14 protein-coding genes, 1 tRNA gene and 3 pseudogenes are annotated in these 16,973 nt (G+C 54.8%); 10 read left to right on the top strand and 8 right to left on the bottom strand.

All coding sequences use genetic code 11. The annotated features are described in order from the left end of the window. Nucleotides 1-20 precede the first annotated feature (20 nt). A pseudogene (locus BRW62_RS00085) lies at nt 21-1,365 on the top strand (helix-hairpin-helix domain-containing protein). Here BRW62_RS00085 and BRW62_RS00080 read toward each other — a convergent pair. Next, a complete protein-coding gene (locus tag BRW62_RS00080; RefSeq protein ID WP_099797550.1) occupies nt 1,362-2,612 on the bottom strand; it encodes a SufS family cysteine desulfurase in 1,251 nt (416 codons plus the stop codon). The pseudogene BRW62_RS00085 and the gene BRW62_RS00080 sit on opposite strands and share 4 nt — an antisense overlap. A 290-nt stretch (nt 2,613-2,902) precedes the next feature. Here BRW62_RS00080 and BRW62_RS00075 point away from each other — a divergent pair, with 290 nt between their 5' ends. Next, nucleotides 2,903-4,138, top strand: a complete 1,236-nt coding sequence (locus BRW62_RS00075) for a DUF4912 domain-containing protein (RefSeq protein ID WP_099797549.1) — start codon at nt 2,903-2,905, stop codon at nt 4,136-4,138. A gap of 48 nt (nt 4,139-4,186) precedes the next feature. Here the strand turns inward: BRW62_RS00075 and BRW62_RS00070 are convergent. Together BRW62_RS00070 and BRW62_RS00065 are read right to left on the bottom strand one after the other, a co-directional pair. Further along, a pseudogene (locus BRW62_RS00070) lies at nt 4,187-5,061 on the bottom strand (alpha/beta fold hydrolase). A 108-nt stretch (nt 5,062-5,169) separates the two neighbouring features. Further along, complete coding sequence (locus tag BRW62_RS00065) at nt 5,170-5,493, bottom strand: DUF1815 family protein (protein ID WP_099797548.1); 324 nt, start codon at nt 5,491-5,493, stop codon at nt 5,170-5,172. A 342-nt stretch (nt 5,494-5,835) separates the two neighbouring features. Between BRW62_RS00065 and BRW62_RS00060 the strand changes: the two genes are divergently transcribed. The 5 genes from BRW62_RS00060 (at nt 5,836) to BRW62_RS00045 (ending at nt 10,616) form a co-directional block, all read left to right on the top strand. Then, complete coding sequence (locus BRW62_RS00060) at nt 5,836-6,264, top strand: NUDIX hydrolase (protein WP_099797547.1); 429 nt, start codon at nt 5,836-5,838, stop codon at nt 6,262-6,264. Nucleotides 6,265-6,343: 79 nt separating this feature from the next. Beyond that, on the top strand, nt 6,344-8,722 hold the full coding sequence (locus BRW62_RS00055) for a PDC sensor domain-containing protein (RefSeq protein WP_198406068.1): 2,379 nt from the start codon (nt 6,344-6,346) through the stop codon (nt 8,720-8,722). After that, nucleotides 8,688-9,503, top strand: coding sequence for an ATP-binding response regulator (locus BRW62_RS13180; protein ID WP_198406067.1), 816 nt, complete (start codon nt 8,688-8,690; stop codon nt 9,501-9,503). Before BRW62_RS00055 ends, BRW62_RS13180 begins: the two co-directional genes overlap by 35 nt. Next, on the top strand, nt 9,503-9,946 hold the full coding sequence (gene ureE, locus BRW62_RS00050; RefSeq protein ID WP_099797546.1) for an urease accessory protein UreE: 444 nt from the start codon (nt 9,503-9,505) through the stop codon (nt 9,944-9,946). The genes BRW62_RS13180 and ureE overlap by 1 nt, the downstream gene beginning before the upstream one ends. Beyond that, entirely contained in the window at nt 9,933-10,616 is a 684-nt protein-coding gene (locus BRW62_RS00045) for an urease accessory protein UreF (RefSeq protein WP_099797545.1), read from the top strand. The genes ureE and BRW62_RS00045 overlap by 14 nt, the downstream gene beginning before the upstream one ends. On the opposite strand, the gene BRW62_RS00040 is transcribed toward BRW62_RS00045, so the two are convergent. Then, nucleotides 10,613-10,987, bottom strand: coding sequence for a DUF4359 domain-containing protein (locus tag BRW62_RS00040; protein WP_099799758.1), 375 nt, complete (start codon nt 10,985-10,987; stop codon nt 10,613-10,615). The two genes, BRW62_RS00045 and BRW62_RS00040, sit on opposite strands and share 4 nt — an antisense overlap. A 52-nt stretch (nt 10,988-11,039) precedes the next feature. Between BRW62_RS00040 and BRW62_RS00035 the strand changes: the two genes are divergently transcribed. The 3 genes and pseudogenes from BRW62_RS00035 to BRW62_RS00025 all read left to right on the top strand — a co-directional run bounded on the left by BRW62_RS00035 (nt 11,040) and on the right by BRW62_RS00025 (nt 13,501). Further along, nucleotides 11,040-11,112 (top strand) — tRNA-His (locus BRW62_RS00035). A 27-nt stretch (nt 11,113-11,139) separates the two neighbouring features. After that, a pseudogene (locus BRW62_RS14915) lies at nt 11,140-12,752 on the top strand (ABC transporter substrate-binding protein). Further along, the gene (locus BRW62_RS00025; protein ID WP_099797544.1) at nt 12,749-13,501 is read left to right on the top strand and encodes a TlyA family RNA methyltransferase; all 753 of its coding nucleotides are present in this window, start codon (nt 12,749-12,751) and stop codon (nt 13,499-13,501) included. Before BRW62_RS14915 ends, BRW62_RS00025 begins: the two are co-directional and overlap by 4 nt. Here the strand turns inward: BRW62_RS00025 and BRW62_RS00020 are convergent. The 4 genes from BRW62_RS00020 to dnaA form a co-directional block, all read right to left on the bottom strand. Further along, a complete protein-coding gene (locus BRW62_RS00020) occupies nt 13,498-14,175 on the bottom strand; it encodes a DUF3747 domain-containing protein (RefSeq protein WP_099797543.1) in 678 nt (225 codons plus the stop codon). The two genes, BRW62_RS00025 and BRW62_RS00020, sit on opposite strands and share 4 nt — an antisense overlap. Nucleotides 14,176-14,308: 133 nt before the next feature. Beyond that, entirely contained in the window at nt 14,309-14,908 is a 600-nt protein-coding gene (locus tag BRW62_RS00015) for a 4'-phosphopantetheinyl transferase family protein (RefSeq protein ID WP_198406066.1), read from the bottom strand. Nucleotides 14,909-14,913: 5 nt separating this feature from the next. After that, on the bottom strand, nt 14,914-15,360 hold the full coding sequence (locus BRW62_RS00010) for a hypothetical protein (RefSeq protein ID WP_099797542.1): 447 nt from the start codon (nt 15,358-15,360) through the stop codon (nt 14,914-14,916). A gap of 94 nt (nt 15,361-15,454) precedes the next feature. Beyond that, the gene (gene dnaA / locus BRW62_RS00005) at nt 15,455-16,786 is read right to left on the bottom strand and encodes a chromosomal replication initiator protein DnaA (protein WP_376787951.1); all 1,332 of its coding nucleotides are present in this window, start codon (nt 16,784-16,786) and stop codon (nt 15,455-15,457) included. Between the last annotated feature and the right edge of the window lie 187 nt (nt 16,787-16,973).

The following is a 16,973-nucleotide window of genomic DNA, read 5'->3' as shown; positions in this document are numbered from 1 at the left end:
TTATTGGAGCGGGCAAACCTATGAAAATTATTGGCCGACGGGTGATTGGCTGGGAGGCAGTTTACGATATTGGTTTGGCCGGAGATCATAACTTCTTGCTGGCCAACGGGGTGGTTGCTGCCAACTGTTTCAATAAGTCCCACTCCACCGCCTACGGCTACGTCACCTACCAAACGGCTTTTCTCAAAGCTCATTTTCCCGTAGAGTACATGGCGGCGCTGCTCACCTCCACAAGCGGTGATCAAGATAAGGTGCAGCGCTACATTGCCACGTGCTTGAGTATGGGGATTGAGGTACTGCCCCCAGATGTCAATCGTTCCAGAATTGACTTTACCCCAGTGGGCGAAAAAATTCTCTTTGGCTTATCGGCGGTACGCAATGTGGGGCAGGGGGCCATTGAAGCCATCCTGACAGCACGAGAGCGCGGTGGTGTGTTTCAAAGCCTTGGGGATTTTTGCGATCGCGTCGATAGCCGTGTCCTCAACCGTCGTGCCATCGAGGCATTGATTAACTGTGGTGCCATGGATGAGTTGCATCCGCAACGGAACCGCAACCAACTCCTTGCGGATCTGCCGTTGGTGCTGGAGTGGGCGCAAGGGCGAGCCAAAGATCGGGCGATTGGCCAGGTCAACCTCTTTGATCTGCTGGGGGGCAGCACGAGCACTGAACCCACGGGCAGCTATGATCCGGCTCCTACGGCTCCGCCCGTGCCAGATTTGCCCGAATCCGAGAAATTACGGCAGGAAAAAGAACTCCTTGGCTTTTACGTCTCGAACCATCCCCTCAAGGATGTACATCGGTCTGCGGCCATGGTTGCCCCCGTTAGTTTGGGGGATTTAGAGCACGCCAGTGCCGATAGCACGATTAGTGCCATTGTCTTAATTACTGAGTTAAAGCCGATCACAACGAAAAAAGGAGATCGCATGGCGATCGCCCAGCTAGAAGACCTCACCGGCCAAGCAGAGGCAGTTATCTTTCCCAAAGCCTACGAACGGATTCACGAGCACTTGCGTGTGGATCACCGCTTACTGGTGTGGGGCACCGTGGATCAGCGGGATGAGCGCCTCCAACTCGTCATTGAAGATGCCGAACCGCTGGAAGAGGTGAAGCTGGTTATCGTACAGTTGCCGGTTGAAAAAAGCCAGTGACATTCAGACACAGAATCGTCTGGCGGAGGTACTCAAGCAACAGGGAGGAGAGCTACCCAAGGTACCGGTGGTCGTGAAGGTGACCGATGGCCGCCACCATCAGTACGTGCGCTTGGGGGCACAGTTCCGGGTTGAAGATGCCGATCGCGCCTACCGTGCCCTCAGCAGTGCTGGCTTTGAGACTCAGGCCAAGGAACTCCTGCGCTTAACCCCCTAGGCAAAAACCTCCCCAAAGAAGTCAATGGCTTCGCCAAGCGCCACAATAAACTGATCAATTTCCTCGCGGGTGTTGTAGAAGTACAGGCTGGCTCGTGCCGTCGATTGCACACCTAGATAGCGGTGTAGCGGCTGGGTGCAGTGGTGCCCCGCCCGGATGGCAATCCCCGCTTGATCCAAAATCGTCGAGAGATCGTGGGGATGTACCTGGGCCACCGTAAAGCTGGCCAAGGCTGCTCGCTCGCCAGCGGTTGGGCCGTAGAGGGTGACATTGGGTAGGGTCTGCAATCGCTCAAACAGATACGCTGTTAGCTCTTGCTCGTAGGCGTGGATGCGCTCCATCCCCCATTGGTTTAAGTAGTCAATAGCTGCCCCGAGGGCGATCGCCTCGGCAATGGCGGGGGTACCCGCTTCAAACTTGTGGGGAATATCGGCGTAGGTGGCATGGTCAAGAAAAACATCGGCAATCATTTCACCGCCACCGAGGAATGGGGGCATCTGCCGCAATAACTCCGCCCGCCCCCACAGAAAACCAATCCCGGTAGGGGCGCACATTTTATGACCAGAGGCCACCAGCCAATCACAGCCCAACTGCTGCACATCGATGGGCAGGTGGGGTACACTTTGGCAGGCATCCACCAGTACCCGCGCTCCCTTGGCATGGGCAAGGCGGACAATGTCCGGAATGGGGTTGAGGCAGCCCAAGGTATTCGAGACATGAGCTACTGCCACTAAACGGGTGCGATCGCTGAGCAACTCTTCATAATGCGCCAGATCAAAGGTCTGCTCTGGGGTCAGCTCCACAAATTTAAGGCAAGCACCCGTCTGCTGTGCCACAAACTGCCATGGAATTAAATTACTGTGGTGCTCCATCACCGAGAGGATGATCTCATCCCCCGCCTCCAGCGTTGTCATCCCCCAACTACGGGCAACCAAGTTAATGGCTTCGCTAGCATTGCGAGTATAGATGACCTCGGCAGCACTAGACGCATTGATAAAGCGAGCAACCGTTTCCCGCGCCCCTTCGTAGGCCGTTGTGGCTTGGGCGCTGAGGGTATGCACCCCACGGTGAACATTGGCGTTGTAGCAGCGATAGTAAGTCTCAAGAGCATTTAAGACCGCCAGAGGCTTTTGGGAGGTGGCGGCATTGTCAAAGTAAATTAAGGGGCGATCGTGAACCCGCTGCGCCAAAATCGGGAAGTCAGCGCGGCACAGATCGGCGAGGCAGCGGCTAGAGGCAATTGTCATGGTTGAACCCATCACAGCAACGAAATAGACCCACGCGGGTACGGCTTAGTTCTTACTATACTCTTTGTCCCCGTACCCCAACGACATCCCTGCCGCCGCAGGAATGAAACGCGTGTGATCCCCAGTCGCTATAAATGTCATAGATTCATGACATACGATCCCCGAATTTCGGGGAATTACGTATCGGTTGGTCAATGTTACGTTTTATTGCCTTGACGGCGCGGATTTTTTTTGCCAAATATGAAGGGCAAGGGATAGCAAGGTCTATCAACACTACTTAGGAGGCACCTATGCCGAAAGATCGCCCCCCCTTAGAAGAAATGACGTTGCGGCAGTTGCGGCGAGTCGCCAGTGAACTGCAAGTGTCCCGCTATAGCCGTATGCGTAAAGATCAACTCCTCGCTGCCATCCGTGAAAAACAGGCAGAAGCCAACGGAACAACTACGATTCCGGTACAACCTGTCCCCTCTAAATTGGAGTCGCAAGAAAAAGTGGAAGCAGCAAAATTCGATCTCGGTCCTGCTCAAGATGAGGTTCTTTTAGCCACAGTGGATGAAGGGCTGGGGGATTTACCCGGCGGCTACGGCGAAAGCCGCATTGTCCTGATGCCCCGGGATCCGCAGTGGGCTTATGCCTACTGGGATGTGCCTAACGAGCACCGTGAAGATCTGCGCCGCCAAGGCGGGCAGCAACTGGCTCTGCGCCTGTACGATGCCACCAATATCAACCTCGACCGTCAAATTCCCCACAGTGTTCAAGAGTATCCCTGCGATGAATTGGCACGGGAGTGGTACCTACCTATCCCCGTCAGCGATCGCGACTATGTTGTTGAAATTGGCTATCGTTGCCCCGATGGGCGCTGGTTAGTGCTGGCACGCTCTGCCCCGGTTCATATCCCGCCGACCTATCCCTCCGATTGGGTGTGGGATCAGTTCATTACCGTGGATTGGGACATGGATTTGCGGGGCAAGACCCTCTTTGATCTAGGGGCACCCCTAGCGGGTACCGCAGAACCCAACCCCATTTACGAAGGCATCTTTGCCATGGCGGAAGGGGCAGAGGCACAACGGGTCGCCGGGTCTCTCTTTGGTTCTATGCACCAAGTTCCCAGTTCTATCTCGCAATTGCCAGAAATGGCCATTAGCTCCTACGTGTTCCCCTCGGGCGTGGGGTTGTGGGCAGTCCCCACTGTTTCTGGCCTGACAATGTCAGGGGTAGGCTTCTCAGCTTCGGCAGCACCGATCCGTCCCCGCAAGTTCTGGTTAGTGGCAGACGCAGAACTCATTGTCTATGGTGCCACTGAGCCGGATGCCACCGTCACCATTGGTGGTCGCCCCATTAAGCTGAACCCCGATGGCACCTTCCGCTTCCAGATGTCGTTCCAAGATGGGTTGATTGACTTCCCAATTTTGGCGGTGGCGGCAGATGGCGAGCAAAACCGTGCCATCCACATGAAGTTCACCCGCGAAACCCCTGAGCGCCGCACTAATACCAAAGAAGAAGCGGTGTTGGAGTGGTTAGCTTAGGCTGAACCCTTGGCAGGCATCCCTCTCCCAAGGTGGGGGAGGGATTTTTTATGCCCGTAAAAAGGCGAGGAGTTCACGATTGACGAGGCCGGGAACTTCCTGTTGTGCCCAATGGCCACACTCCGGCAACCACTTGAGTCGCCATGGGGCATGAATCCACTGTCCCATACCGTCTGCAAGGGTTGGTTGCGCAAGGGGATCATCGGCTCCCCAGAGGACGAGGGTGGGGCTAGTAATGGCTTCTCTGTGCTGTTGCAACAACTGCCACCATTGCTGGGGGGAGCATAGGTGGCGATAACTTTTGAGGACAGCGGCGATCGCCCCCGCCTTTTCGAGAGCCGCTTGGTACAGTTGCAGCGTCTCTGTGGAAAAAGCTGCCTTGCGAATGGAGTACCGCTGAAACAGATCGTGGAGAAAGCCCTGTAAATTTTGGCCGAGCCAGTATTCTGCCAACCCAGGAATATGACAGGCCAACAGTGGCCAAGTGCGCCAAAACTGCTCTAGCTGCTGCCATAGTTCTTGACCCGTGCGGTAAGGATGGGGACTATTCAGTACCGCTAAGTGCTGCACCATCTGGGGGAAGCGAGCCGCCACATGCCACGCAATCAGCCCGCCACAGTCGTGGCCTACAATATGTGCCCGCTCATAGCCCAGTTCCTGAATGAGGGCAACCACATCTTGACTGAGGGTATCGAGATCATAGCCGTGGCTAGGTTTATCAGAGTCGTTATAGCCCGCAAATCTGGCACCACCACCTTGAAATGCCGCGCCAAAACGGGAATTTGGAATCGCCACGAGTACCAAAATTCCGGGAAACCGTGGAGCAAAACGACGAGATCACCTGTGCCTTGGGTGACGTAATGCAGGCGAACTTGGTTAACGTAGAGGTACTGATGCTGCCAATTAAAAGACAATTCGGTCATGGATTATGGCGTGGGATCAACGCAGGGGCCAAGGTGTATTTCTAACCTAGCACTACAGCGTTGTTGCTAGCTCAGGGAATGGTCAGCCCTAGGAATAACCGGCAGCGCCTAGACCGTGACTGCTACGGTGGGGGATTGTTTTAAGAGGTTGGCTAATTCTTGCAGTTGATTAATGGCATCTGCCCCCTCTAATTTCATGAGTTCGCGATCATCGCGCATTTCTGTCCAGGTAATGCCATAGTCCGACACTAAAAAGCGGATGAGGTGGTTGTCGGCCAAACTGACCATGAAGGAGGCACTGTTCAGCTCGCCACCACAGGTGTAGCACGAGGCCATGAACCCACGATGCTCAAGGGCAGTGGCTAAGGCTTGCAAATTCAAGACCAGATCTCGGATAAACTGGCGATGTTGCTCGGCTAAGCGATAAAACATAACACAACAAACTCCACAAAACGAATAAACCGATACGACAACCCCCAAGAAAATATTAAGACAATCTTAAGAGTGTGCCACTATATACCAGTTTGTAAAATCTTATGCAAGGGATGAGTTCGTACAACAATTGCTATAGGAGGAGTAACGATAGGGCACTTAACGGTGGTTTCTTGGATTGTCCCTAGGCAGCGCATGGGTCTCAAACAGGTCTCAATGGTAGGGGTTAGGGAAGATTACGCTGCACGGTCTGATACATCTAGGGGATAGATAGCTTCCATTTTACTTTACAAATGTCAGTCATGGGTTAAGGTGTCTCTGGATACCAAATACCTCAGATGTATGGCCGCATCACCCCTGATCCACGTTTCCCTTGCTATTCTCTACCAAGGCGATCGCGTCCTCATGCAGTTGCGCGATGACGTTGCAACGATTCTTTACCCCGGGCACTGGGGCTTATTTGGCGGTCACTTAGAGGCCGGCGAAACCCCTGAAATGGGAGTGGTGCGCGAAGTCTATGAAGAAATTGGCTATCGCCTTCCTGAATGCAGGTTTTTTGGGGAGTATGTGGATCCCTATGCGCGGCGGTCTGTGTTTGTTGCCCCTTTAACCTGTGGTCTCGATGCGCTTGATCTACAGGAAGGCCAAGGGATGGATTTGGTGCCCTATGCGTCCGTGGTGCAGGGGGTTCATTTTGCCACCACCCTTGGGGAACCCCGCCCCCTGGGGAGTATGCATCAGCGCATTCTCCTCGACTTTTTTCACCAGTAGGCATTTGCAACACCCTGCAGTCTGTCTCACCCTAGGATAGAGACATTCAGTTGCGCCGCATCCTTGGAGGGCGATCGCCATGGTGGGTCAATTATCCTTCCGCCACAAACTTTTGCTGTGGACGCTGTTACCCATTGTGGTGATCTATACAGGGCTGTTTTTGTACATTCGCTCCCGCATCGTGCGCCGCAATACCCTTGATTACGAGGAATGGCAGCAGCATTTGGTGGTGCTGTATGCGACGCAGTTTAACGACAACTTGAGACAGATAGCAGAGCTAGCCAGCACAACGGCTCATGCCCTTGAAGCGCTTCCCACGGCTAGTGAGGCAGAGCTTTATCAGTTCTTAACAAAAAACGTACAACTGAATCCGTTGACCTACGGGTCGGCGATCGCCTTTGCCCCCTACAGCTTTTCACCCCAAAAACGCCTCTTTTGCCCCTACGTGTTTAAGCAGGGGAATCAACTGCGCAAGGTGGACACAGGGCAAGTCTATGACTACACCGAGCCCCAATGGCAGTGGTATAGCGAGGCTGTACGGACAGGTCAAGCCCGCTGGAGTCAACCCTACTTTGATAAGGGGGCTGGCAATGCCCTCATGGTCACCTTCTCAGCACCATTTCGTCGCAACGGCCAAATTCGTGGTGTTGCCACCGTAGATGTTGCCCTAGAGAGCCTTGAAGAGCAGATAGATATTGAGGGGTTGCAAGAAGCGCAGTTTTTTGTGCTGGATCATCAGGGACAGGTTATTTTCCATGGCGATCAGACCTACATCGGACAGTCTGTTTTTGAGGTTGCCCAGGCACAGAATCGGTCAGATTTGAAAGAACTAGGGGCGGCGATGGTAGCTGGCCAAACCGGTCATCGCTGGATGCAGGACTGGAGCTCAAGCCGACGACAGTGGATCTTTTATGCCCCAATTTCCCAAGCCCAGTGGAGCTTAGCCATTCGCCTTGATGAGGCAGAATTTCTTGCCTTTGTCCATCAAGAAACCCGGTTTGGCCTACTGATTCTCGTCACCTCCTTTGGCCTGATTAGCATTGTGACATGGCTGGTTACCGGCTATATGGTGCAACCCATCCAAAAGCTGGACAGCGCGGCTCGCAAAATTGCCGCTGGCGATTTAGACATCAGTGGGGGTGTGGATACCACTGGCAAAGATGAAATTGGCAACTTGGGGCGCACCTTTGTGGATATGGCCGGGCAACTTCAGGCAAATTTCAGCGAACTTCATCGCTTTAACCAACGCCTTGAAGAGGAAGTGGCTCACCGCACGGCGGAACTGGCGGCGGCCAACACTCAACTCCTCCAGAAAGAAAAGATTCTGTACACCCACAATGAAGCCTTGGTGCGATTGAGCCAGTCTCCCCACGTTCAGCAAGGCAATTTTCGTAAGGCGCTGCAGGAAATTATTCAGGCCACGGCTACCACCCTCAAGGTGAAGCGGGTGACCGCATGGGAGTTACAGGGGGATCATCTCCTGTGCATTGCTCAGTACGATGCTGCCACTGGCCAAGAGCCACAGCACAACCGCCAGCCCATCTATCCTGAGTATCTCAAGCTGCTGCAAAAGGGCGAACCACTCGTGGTGGACGATTTACTTGCTGACCCCCGCACCCATGAACTACGGGACTATGCCCTGACCTATGACGTGCGCTCCCTGATTGATGCCCCCATTGTCTTTAATGGTCAACTGCTCGGCATTCTCTGCGTTGAGCAGGTGGCGGAACCGCGCGTCTGGCTTGTGGAAGAGCGCAGCTTTGTCTCTAATGTGGCGGATATTGTCACCATTAGTCTTGCGGCCTATCAACGACGACGGGCAGAACAGGAACTCATTAAAGCAAAGGACGCCGCAGAAGCTGCTAATAAGGCCAAAAGTATTTTCTTGGCCAACATGAGCCATGAACTGCGTACGCCCCTCAATGCCATTCTCGGCTTTAGTCAAATTCTCCTTGGCGATCGCTCCGTTGGCGCTCAGCACCGCAAAACCCTTGAAACCATTAATCGCAGCGGTGAGCACCTGCTGGGCTTGATCAACGATGTGTTGGACATGGCCAAAATCGAAGCGGGACGGATTACGTTGCAAGAAACGACCTTTGATTTGCAGCGGATGCTCGACACCCTGCGGGACATGTTACGGGTGCGCGCCGAAGCCAAGGGGTTGCGCTTGCTCTTTGATCTGCCGCCAGAGTTACCCCCCGCCATCAAAACTGATGAAATGAAACTGCGTCAGGTCTTGGTGAACCTCCTTGGCAATGCCATTAAATTTACGAAGGACGGGGGGGTGGCGCTCAAGGTGCACTACCACGCTACCGATCCGCCGCGCCTAGCCTTTGAAGTGAGCGATACGGGCATTGGCATGAGTGAAGAGGAGGTGAGCCAGCTTTTTCAGCCCTTTGTGCAAACCAGCAGTAGCAAAAAAAGTGAGCGAGGGTACCGGACTGGGGCTGGCCATTAGTCGCCAATTTGTGCAACTGATGGGGGGGGATATTCACGTCCACAGTGAAAAAGGACACGGCAGCCACTTTGCGTTTGAGATTACGGTTGGCCTAGGGGAGACCCAAGATCTACGGGAGGAAACTCCCCGTTCCATTGTTGGGTTGGCAGACCCCACGGCTGAGGTGCGAATTCTGGTGGTGGACGATCTCGCGGAAAACCGTCAGCTACTTGTGCAGTTGCTGGAGCCATTGGGGTTTCAGTGCCGCGAAGCCGAAAATGGTCAGGAGGCCATTCAGCAGTGGCAGGCTTGGCACCCCCACGCTATTTTAATGGATATTCGGATGCCAGTGATGGACGGCAAAGCCGCTACCCGCTATATTAAAGCCCACGGCGGCGAGCAGTCTCCAAAAATTCTAGCCGTGACGGCCAGTAGCTTTGAGCACGATAAGCAAGAACTGCTCCACATTGGCTGTGACGATTATATCGCCAAGCCCTTCCGTCCCCAAACGATTCTTGAGCGCCTTGCCCACCACCTCGCTCTCGAGTATCGCTATGACACGCTGGCGATCGCTGCGGTTCCTGCCACGCCCCGGCCGGTGACCCTTGATCCTGCCGCTCTCATGGTGATGCCTCGCCCGTGGATTGCCGAATTGCAACAGGCGGCCAAGAAACTCAACAGCAAGCGGATTCAGGAATTAATTGCCGATATTTCCCTAGAAGAAGCGATATTGATTGAGGGGCTACAGCAGCTTGTGAAGGGGTTTCGCTTTGATAAGATTGTCGAATTAACTTTAATGTAATGTTAACGCTGACCCAACGTTGTTCGGAACCCTTGGCGGCTGCCCGCTGCTTACACCTTGCCCTAACGGCGGAAGAGCGGTGTCGCAGTCGTCTCTACTGCCAAAGCGAGGAGGGGCAGGCATTGTATTTAAAGTTATCGCGGGGAACGATCCTGCGCCCCGGAGAGTTTGTGGCGACGGACGATGGTACCGTTGTGGCCAAAATTCTGGCCAAGCCGGAACCCACACTGCGGGTCAAGGGGGCGGATGCATTGTCCTTGCTACAGGCTGCTTACCATTTGGGCAATCGCCATGTGCCCCTCGAGATCCATGCCAGTCATTTGCGCCTTGCGGCGGATCCGGTACTGCAAACATTGCTGGAGCAGCGGGGGCTAACGGTCACCTTTGAGATCGCTGCCTTTTGCCCCGAAAGCGGAGCCTACCCCTCCCATGCTCACGGATAGATCGCTTTTAACCCTGTTGCAGTGGGTGAGTCCAACGCTACCCATTGGCGGCTTTAACTATTCTGAAGGGTTAGAAACGCTAGTGGCGCAGCAGCAGTTAACCACGGCCAATGCCCTTAAAGACTGGCTGACCTTTGAGCTGAGGGCGGGCAGTGCCCAGTTGGAGGCTGCGGTGATGGTCAGAGCCTATCGAGCGTTTATGGCAACCGATATAGAGCGGCTGCGGTACTGGAATGCCTGGCTTTCGGCGGCGCGGGAAACTGAGGAACTGCGGGCGCAGAACTGGCAGATGGGGACGGCGTTGATGGAACTGGTACAGACCCTTGAGGGCGATCGCCTGCCGGCGGAACTTCCCACAGCGCATCCCTATCCGTGGAATACGAGTATTGCCTTTAGTATTGCTGCGGCCATGGCAGCCATTCCTCTGGAAACGGCGGTATTGGGGTATCTCCACAGTTGGTTGAGCACCCTCATTGGTGCTGGGGTAAAACTGATTCCCTTGGGACAAACGGCGGGGCAAGTTCTCCTGCGGCAGCTTCAGGGTGAGTTAGGTGCGGCTGTGCAGCAGAGTGTGCAGTGCACGGATGATGACTTAGGAAGTTGTACCCTTGGTTTGGCCTTGGCCAGTATGCAGCACGAAACCCAGTACTGTCGGCTGTTCCGTAGCTAGCTCAGGGGGAGGGGCACAATCTGGCCAAAGGCACCGAGGCTCCAAACGGTTTGGATCGGTAACTCGGTCACAAATAGGGTGGCCACCCCAAGATTATAGGCGCGAGTATGGTAAGCAATGTAGCGCTCAATCTCCTCAGCCGCTCCCACTTCTAAGTCTTCGCAGGTGTCTATGACTAACGGCGCGATCGCCGTCGTTTGCTGCATCAACTGCGGACACACGTGGGTGAGCAGAAACGTATTAATTTCTGTGGTGGCACGGCGCTGGTAATCGGCAGGGGTGGGGTTGGTGACCCCGGCGGCCACGGCGGTGAGAGCAACACCCCCAGCTAACCATGAATAGTAAGAACGTGAATTAAGAGGCAGAGCCATGGAGAAATATAAAGCCAAAATGTTACAATCAAAGACTAGCTTAAGAAGCATGGCGAGCGTAGCCAAGAGGTTAAGGCAGTGGATTGTGGTTCCACCATTCGTGGGTTCGAATCCCATCGCTCGCCCTTTCGTCTAAGTTTTTTTTGGTGTTGATGTCTCGGTCTTGTTGGCAGCGACTCTTTTGGTTGGGCCTTGCGCTGTTCTTCACCATATTTTTGGGGGCCTGTGGAGGCGATCGCCTCGTGGGCACTCCAGAGCGCGACACCATTGTCATTGGCACTACGGCTCGCCTGCGTACCTTAGATCCTGCCGATGCCTACGAAACCCTTGCCGGGTTACTTCTTTACAATATGGGCGATCGCCTTTATACCTATGCCCCCAACAGCCATGAACTTGTACCTCAGTTAGCAACAGCGTTACCGGAGGTCAGCGCGGATGGCCTAACCTATCGGATTCCCCTGCGGCGGGGGGTGCGCTTTCACGATGGTACTGATTTTAATGCAGCGGCCATGGTGTTTTCGCTGCAACGGTTTATGGACAGTGGTGGCCAACCCTCCTCGCTGTTGGCGGGGCGAGTGGCGGCCATTCGGGCACTGCGGGAGGATCTCCTTGAAATTCAACTCAAGGAACCCTTTGTAGCCTTGCCCCACCTACTGGCCTTTAGTGGCCTGTGTGCTATTTCGCCAACGGCCTACGCAGCGGCAGCGGATCGCTTTCTGCCCAACCAGTTTGTGGGAACAGGCCCTTACCAATTAGCCGCCTACGGCACCGATGGGGTGCACCTCAAACCCTTTAGGGAATACTGGGGTGATCCCCCTCGCAATCAAGGGATTCGCCTGCAAGTCTTTTCCAGTAGCGCCAATCTTTACAATGCCTTTCGCACGGGCAGTGTGGATATTGCCGCTGGAGCCTTGGACCCGAATCAAATTCGCGCCCTCACGGAGCAGGCCAGCACCCACCACTGGCAGGTGATCGCTGGCGAGGGAAATGCCATTACGGTGCTCAGCCTCAACCTGCGGCAGCCCCCTTGGGATCAGTTAGGGGCACGGCAACTGCTAGCGGCCAGCATCAATCGCCAACGGCTGGAGGAACGGGTGTTTCTGGGGCAGTGGATCCGCTCTATTCCCTTGTCCCTACCTTATTTCCGGTGAGTGAGCCAGTGTTTCGCGATCGCTACGGGGACGGTCAGCCCGCTACAGTGGCTCAGTGGCTAGAGGCGGCTGCCGTGACGGCGGAACACCCCCTTGTCGTAAACCTCTGGTATCGCGCCAACATTCCCAGTAATGTTTTGGCAGCTACTGTTCTCAAAGCTTCCTTAGAGCGCGACTTGGGCGATCGCGTGCGGGTACAACTCGACAGTGCTGACGCTGCCACCATTTACCGCAATCTGGACACGGGGGCTTACCCGCTGGTTATGCTGGACTGGTATGGGGATTTCTATGATCCCGATAACTATTTAGAGCCATTTCTAAGCTGCGATCGCGGTTCAACCACAGCGGGATGCGACAGTGGTGCCAGTGCCGCTTGGGGGTCGTTCTTTTACAGTCCCCAGGCCAATACCCTCATTGCCGCCAGCCGTCGTGAAACGAATCCCCAGCGGCGAGATGAGCTATTGCGCCAACTGCAAGTTCTAAATGCTGAGGCCGTGGCCTTTATCCCGTTGTGGCAAAGTCAAACCACCCTCTTTAGCCAGCCCAGCATTAGCGGTCTGGCGCTGGATGTGAACCAGTACTTCTCCTTTGCCCTTCTCCAAAACGCTCAATGACCCCTGCAAAAGAACGCCTCGATGTCCTTTTGGTAGAACGGCACCTGTGCGAGAGCCGCCAACAAGCACAACGTTGGATTCGGGCGGGCGACGTGCAAGTGAACCACGTTCCCATTGACAAGCCGGGCACATTAGTGGCGATCGATGCCACAATTCAGATCAAGGCGCGATCCCCCTACGTGTCGCGAGGGGGTGAAAAACTAGCCCATGCCCTAGAGACCTTTGCCATCGTGGTGCGCGATCGCGTCTGCCTTGACGGCGGCATTTCAACCGGCGGCTTTACCGACTGTTTGCTGCAAGCAGGGGCAAAACGGGTCTATGGCGTTGATGTGGGCTACGGCCAAGTTGCTTGGCAACTACGCCAAGACCCACGGCTTGTGCTTAAAGAGCGCACAAATCTGCGCCATCTCACTGCGGCAGACCTCTATGCCCCTGAGGATCCGCGTCCGGATCTGGGGGTTGTGGATGTCTCCTTTATTTCCTTGACCAAGGTTCTACCGGCTCTTTGGCACCTATTGCTGCCCCCGCGAGAATTAATTGCGCTGATTAAGCCGCAGTTTGAAGTGGGGCGCGATCGCCTCGGCAAGAAGGGAGTGGTGCGCGATGACCAAGCACGGCGCGACGCTGTGGCTCAGGTCATTGCAGCGGCGGTAGAACAAGGATGGACGTGCCTAGGGCTGACCCCATCCCCCCTTTTAGGCCCTGCTGGCAATCAGGAGTTTCTGGCGCATTTTCGCCAAGTTGCTTAGCTTTGGGGGCTAGGTACAGGGATGGAGATCGGGGCAGCTGACGTCGGTAATTGGTTGACTTTATTGCTGACAGGCACGGGTGGGGGTACCTCTTGGTTGCTCACCGAGGCAGGGGCTGCACCCGTTGCCGCTTCCCAAGAATCGTTTGTGAAGTAAACATGGCCGAGAACCCGCCCTTCGTAGGTACGCCGGGTTAGCCGCCAGCCCGGCTCCAAGATAAATTTCAGAAATTGCCCCTCTTGCATACCATAGGTGCGGCCAATCACCATTGCAGGCCCACCCCGGTGGCTGCTGCCCACAAGAACGAGTTCACCGTTGCCTTGCTCGATGCGTAAGCTGTACTGCAACCCTAAGTCCTGCTGGGCAACGCGAATGGAATAGCCATTGCTGTCGGTAGCACGGCCACAGATCCCCGTAAAGTCAAAGGTGGTCAACAGGGGATCCACAACGATGGGATTGCTCCCAGATTCACTCCAGCAGGGACGTGTATTTTTGATTTGCTCCACAACTAACAGACGATAGCCCCCGCGGGCAATGGGAACCGCCATGACAACATAGTTCGACTGCTCCACCTCCGTTTGGGTAAACATTCCTGCTTCAGCCGGCTGGGGGACAGCCGTACCAAAACAAGCCATCATTAAAATGCCTAAGCCCAGTTTTTGCAAGCGTTTCATCGGTCAACTCCTCAAAACGTCTAAACGGCTCTGCTGTGTTCTTGCTGCAGTTATTGCTGGTTGGACGGTCTCATTGATCGTACTGTTCCTTACGCGGGGGAGCGAGAGCCTATGAGCATTTCATCAGCATTTTTTATGCGCAATTGTGCGGTGGCAGCCGGAAAAACTGCACATCGGGCGGATCAGGGCAAAGGGTGACAACAGTAGCCACAGCGCGATCGCCAACCCCAAAGCGATAGGCATAGTGGGGTTCTAGGGCTGGTGGCAACTGCCATAGCGAGCCGCCATGGGCTTTGAGCCACGCTTCGTAGTAGGTCCACCCGTATAGAAATACCCGATCGCGCTCCTCCTCAGGCGCAGCCGCTAAAGCTGTTTGCAGCCCAGCACCAAAAAAACGCCGCGCGATCGCCTGCCGATGGGGGTGGGGGCGCACCACTTCTATATCAGCACCCACCGCCCATGCACCACTGACAGCAAGGAGCGCAATCTCTTGGGAGTGACTCCAATTAAAGTTCAACTGGGGTAAATAGGGTTTTCCTGAAGCCGTGGTGGGCAGAGGCGCCTCGTCTAGATCTGGCAGATAGAGGCGCAGATACTGGCGGAGAACTGCTTGCCGGGGTTGATGGCGCGGCAAAAGAACCCACCACAGATGGAGGGACTGGGGCTTCAAAACCTGTGGCCTAGATTGCCATTGGGGATGCAGCACGGGGGGTAGGGGAGCGTCCCACACCATTCCCTCTAGACCCCTAGGCGTTTTTGTAGCGACAGCAGATGCGTACGGGGGTTGATGGGGGCACGGGGAAGGGGCAGATCAAAATTCGGCCAGTTCCCAAGGCTAGCGCAGGGACAGTGAATCGGTGGTAAGCCATTACAAGGCAAGGCAATGGGCATTTGGCAGCGGGCACAGGGGGTAATGTCCCAGCACTGGGTCAGCAGTTGCGCAATGGTTTCATTCGTGTCTTCTAAAAAACAGTCTCCTGAGTGCTCAGACATTAAGAATGCCCAGCACGCCTCAAAGGCTTGACTGTAGCGATCGCCCTGCAGCACTGGCTGCGGTAGGAGTCGCTGTTTCCCACCCCAAATACAGACGCGCTTGCCTAACTGAAACCAAGATGCCAAATAGGACTTGACTTTTGCTTGAGCGGCTAAAAATGCACAGCCTTCAAGATCAGTGGTGGCAGTCATGGCAACAACCTCGGCAGTGTAACTCTACCCTAGCGCAAGAACACCAAGTCGCTCAAATCCGCAGATTTTAGAGCACCGAACACCCGTAAGGATGTTATGGTTCTGTTGGCCGACTGGCAAGGTTGATGCGATCGCTCAATTGCCGCAGCAGGCTACCCATTTCCGGATCGCTGCGTTGCAGTTCCGCCACCTTATCACAGCTATACATGACCGTAGTATGGTCTTTACCACCAAATTCTTCGCCAATTTTTGGCAAACTCAAGCCAGTGTATTGCCGCATCAGATACATCCCCACCTGACGCGCCACACTAATTTCCCGACGGCGCGAGTTGCCTTTGAGATCGCTTATAGGGACATTGAGGGTCTCTGAGACGACTTGCAAAATGATCTCCGGCGACGTTTCAATTTTGCGGGTTGCCGGACTCAGAACCGGTGCAATGTTTTCCACGGTCATGGGTAGCCCAGAAATTGAAATGTACGCCACCGCCCGAATCAGTGCCCCTTCTAGCTCGCGAATATTGGAAGTGTAGCTGGCGGCAATGTATTCAATGACCTGCCGCGGCAAGCGGATATTTTCGTACTCGGCTTTTTTTTGCAGAATAGCCATGCGGGTTTCGAGATCGGGGGGTTGAATATCGGCAATTAGCCCCATCGAAAAGCGGGAACACAGTCGCTCCTGCAAGCGTGGAATTTGACTGGGGGGGCGATCGCTGGCGAGCACCACCTGCTTGCCGGCTTCGTGGAGGGTGTTAAAGGTATGGAAGAACTCCTCTTGGGTGTACTCCTTCCCCTCAATAAACTGAATGTCATCCACAAGCATCACATCCACTGCGCGGTAGTGCTCACGAAAGCTCTGCATACTGTCTTTGCGGATGGCGGCAATCAGGTCGTTGGTGAACTGCTCCGTCGATACATAAAAGATTTTGGCGTTGGGATCAATTTCGAGACGATAGTGACCAATGGCCTGCATCAGATGGGTTTTCCCCAGCCCAACCCCGCCACAAAGAAACAGCGGGTTAAACTCTCGCCCCGGCGACTCTGCAACAGCTAAACAGGCCGCATGAGCCATGCGGTTATTGGGGCCCACCACATAGCGGGAAAAGACATACTTAGGATTTAGATCGCTGCCCCGCTGCCGCGCTGGTGAACTCACCCCCGGCTCTACCTCCGAACGGTTGATGGGGCGAATACTGGTGTCGTGCTCTGCGCCTTGGGCGATCGCTAACTCAATGGTGATGGCTTCGCCAACAATTTCACGCGCCACATCGGCAATGGTTTTCAGGTAATACTTCTGCAACCAGTTACGGGCAAACGGATTGGGGGCACAGATGCTCAAGACCTTCCCATCGAAGGATTGTACCGTTGCCGTTTTAATCCACGTTTCAAACGTTGGCCGACTCAACAGCAGTTGTAGCCGCTCTAACATCTGGCACCAAAGTTCCTCGGCAGAACTAATCACAAAAACCTCATTAATCGCAATGTCAAGGAACGACAACCCACCACCGCACGGTGAGCCTAGCAATGGCTACCCGTGCCTCGCAAGAAGTGATACGATTGTAGATCGCTCTGACAGGTAGTGGGGCGCAAGATTCCAACTGCTGTTCAACAATCAT

The sequence above is a fragment of the Thermostichus lividus PCC 6715 genome (assembly GCF_002754935.1).
GTDB lineage: Bacteria > Cyanobacteriota > Cyanobacteriia > Thermosynechococcales > Thermosynechococcaceae > Thermosynechococcus > Thermosynechococcus lividus.
The sequence above is the reverse complement of the archived record's forward strand: the minus strand, read 5'-3'. Positions and strand labels throughout refer to the sequence as shown.